Source organism: Muribaculum sp., from assembly GCF_029051885.1.
Lineage (GTDB): Bacteria > Bacteroidota > Bacteroidia > Bacteroidales > Muribaculaceae > Muribaculum.
Window position 1 is genome coordinate 1 of record NZ_JAIDKI010000070.1, and the last position, 3,366, is coordinate 3,366.

The 3,366-nt window shown below is 49.7% G+C and carries 2 protein-coding genes; one reads left to right on the top strand and one right to left on the bottom strand.

What is annotated here, in order from left to right; translation table 11 throughout:
- Window positions 1–121: 121 nt before the first annotated feature.
- Window positions 122–1,183 carry a bile salt hydrolase gene (gene bsh, locus K2I50_RS02945; RefSeq protein WP_301024757.1) on the bottom strand — a complete coding sequence of 354 codons (1,062 nt, stop codon included), beginning with the start codon at window positions 1,181–1,183 and terminating at the stop codon, window positions 122–124.
- 230 nt (window positions 1,184–1,413) lie between these two features.
- Between bsh and K2I50_RS02950 the strand changes: the two genes are divergently transcribed.
- Window positions 1,414–3,234, top strand: a complete 1,821-nt coding sequence (locus tag K2I50_RS02950) for a Na/Pi cotransporter family protein (RefSeq protein ID WP_301024759.1) — start codon at window positions 1,414–1,416, stop codon at window positions 3,232–3,234.
- Window positions 3,235–3,366: the final 132 nt, after the last annotated feature.

Sequence of the window (3,366 nt, forward strand, 5' to 3'; positions counted from 1 at the left end):
TCCTTCGTCACATGTCGAAAATCGTCTCAAGCTATACGACCCTGGCGGCAACATTTATTATTAAACAAGCTCTAAGTCGTATTCATATCATGTATTAACATCTTTTACGTGAATAAAAATGTCAATACATCGGCTTGAACGGAGCATGCTTCTTGAGCAGATGGGTGGCATCGCCAACCACATCGTACGTCTTGCTCACATCAAGACGCAACACCGGCGCACCGGGGCGCAAATCAACCTTCTTGAGATCGACATAGAAAACGCCAAGGTTATCCACTACCTCAAAGCCATAAAGCCTGTCGCGTATATCCGAATATGAGCGCCACTGTGTCGACGACACTTCAGGTGAGGTCTCTACCGTGTAATGGAACGGCACCGAAACATTAGCCATTATCGAACGGATAATAGCAAATCCCTCGCGGAAATCATTAGTGTGCACGACATTTTTATTGAAAAACGACCCTCTCACAAAGCGGTCGGGACTGGTGACAGTACCCGGAAGCATATGCACTCCGCCGATTTCAACCCAATAGTCGTTAATGGCATTGATTGCCGGAAAGCTCGGCAGATTGGTCAGAACAGGGATATCCTGCCCTTCGTAAATATTTATCTCTCCGTTGTCAAACTCCACGATGGCGCTCTTGCCCGAGGCATCGGTTATACCCCAGTGCAGGGCCGACACAGTGCCGCCGTCAAATGTGGCGCCTCCGATTGAAAAATTACGATTGCGCAACACCTCAATCACCTCGTCGGTCGTAGCGTTCATGTCGAGCAACCATCCGGGGAACACCGCAAGCGACATCGATGGCATATCCTTGTTGGAGTCATTATTGTATACAGCACCGCGACAGAACAGCGAGTTGACCACAAGCCCCTTCTCATTCATACCCTCGGTGATGCCGCCATCATAGCCCACGGCATATACGGCACCATATTTTGAAGTCCATTTCACGGAATTGGGAGCCGGATTGCCAATCTTCGACATTCCTGCCGGATATACATATATATTGGTAGGGATAGGGGTCTTCCAGTCAAGCGAACGTCCGACTATGCGCAGCACACTGTCGGGATTGCTTACGGTGGTATCTCCCACGTAAAGGACACGGGAACATGCATCGGCATTCGGAGCCGAGGATAGAAGTGCTGCTATGGCTGCACCAATGAGCATAATACGATGTTTCATATCTCTCGCTGTTTAATTTGTTATCACATATCCCAATAACACCATGCGCAGTACGATAGTTCTACCCCCGTGACCTTCCTGTTGAAAAAAAGTTAATCAATATTTAAAGTTTTTTGAACATTTATATAACTTTGCAAATACAAACCCGTCCTGTTGTCAGGGGAGCGTGACGCTGTGCGATAAACCGCCTCCATGACAGCCGGCCACATAGCCACCATTCCTTTTAGGTAATGAACTATACACTTTTAGACTTTTTCGCTCTTCTCGGCTCAGTAGGCCTGTTCCTGTATGGAATGAAGGTAATGAGCGAAGGCCTCCAGAAAGCTGCCGGCGACCGCTTGCGCAACATTCTGTCGGCCATGACCCGCAACCGGTTCACAGGATTACTTACCGGTATCCTTATTACAGCCCTCATCCAGAGTTCGTCGGCATCGACGGTGATGGTGGTAAGTTTTGTCAACGCCGGTCTTATGACCCTCGGCCAGTCGATGGCTGTGATATTCGGCGCAAATGTCGGCACGACCTTTACAGCATGGATTATAGCCCTGTTCGGATTTAAAGTCGACACGTCGGTATTCATCCTCCCGCTTATAGCATGCGCGGTGCCGCTCCTGTTCTGCAATTCATCGCGCAAAAAATCGCTGGGCGAATTTGCTATCGGATTCTCATTCCTGTTCATGGGCCTTAACATGATCAGCGACTATGTGCCCGACCTGCAGAGCAACCCCGAGATGTTCGCATTCCTGGAGCACTATGCCTCGATGGGCTTCCTGTCAGTATTGCTATTCCTGTTTGTCGGCGTTGTGATTACAGCCATCATACAGTCGTCAGCGGCCACATTCGCCATCGTGCTCATCATGTGTACCAAGGGATGGATTACTTTCGACCTCGCATGCGCGGTAGTGCTCGGCTCCAACATCGGTACCACAATCACCCCTCTTCTTGCCTCTATGAGCGGTAACGTAGCCGCCAAACGCACTGCAATGGGCCACCTTCTGTTCAACCTCTTCGGCATACTGTGGACACTCGCCGTATTCTACCCGTTTGTACGCCTCAATGTCGACATCACCCAGTGGCTCGGACAGGGCAATCCTGAGGGCATGTTCAGCTTTGTCAACAACCTCGAGGCCACCGATCCACAGACATACAATCTCCTTGTCGGCAACTCGCTCCCTGCCGAACATCCCATACTGATGCAGGTAGCTCAAATGCAGTTCAGTGTATCGTTCGGCCTGTCGATGTTCCATACCGTCTTCAATCTCGTCAACGTGGTAATCATGATATGGCTTACCGGACTTTATGTGAAGATTGTCGAGAAGCTCGTTCCAGCCAAGCACAAGGAAGACGAGGAATTCCAGCTCAAGTTTATCTCCGGCGGTCTGCTCAGCGCGTCAGAGCTCAATATAGCACAGGCTGAAAAAGAGCTTGTAGTATATGCTCAGCGCGTACAGCGTATGATTGACATGGCCGAGCAACTTGTCCATGCAAAAGAAAAAAGCGAGGAATTCTCACAGCTGTATTCCCGTCTGGAGAAATACGAAGAGATTTCCGACCGCATGGAAATCGAAATCGCCAACTATCTCAACCGATGTGCCGAAGGGCGCCTGTCCAACGAGGGCAAACTGCATATCGCCGCAATGCTCAATATCGTGAGCGAAATCGAAAGTATAGCCGACTGCTGCTTCGGATGCGCCAAGATACTTATACGCAAACAGGAGAGCGGCGTAGAGTTTCACGACTCGATTCTCGCCAATATCGACACTATGTTCACATATCTCAAGGAGGCAATGTCCGACATGCTTGTCATCCTAAGCGACGTAGAGAAAGTGCGCGAGGTGGATATCATACGCTCGTACAACAAGGAACGCGAAATCAACAACCTGCGCAACCAGTACAGAGCGAAGAATGTCGAGAACATCAACAACCAGATATACGAATACCAGGCCGGCATCTACTACATGGATATCATCAACGACCTGGAAAAGATGGGCGACTATGTAATCAACGTCGTCGACACCATCCGCGACCATTTCCGCAAGCACTCCGCCTGACAGAAATCATCACATCCGGGATTATTCCTGCATGATAACAATCCTATTACTGGCGTGACCCGGTTCTAACCGGGTCACGCCGTTTTTTATCGGAGCCGAATCCGGCCGCACCACATCCCCAATTACATTTAT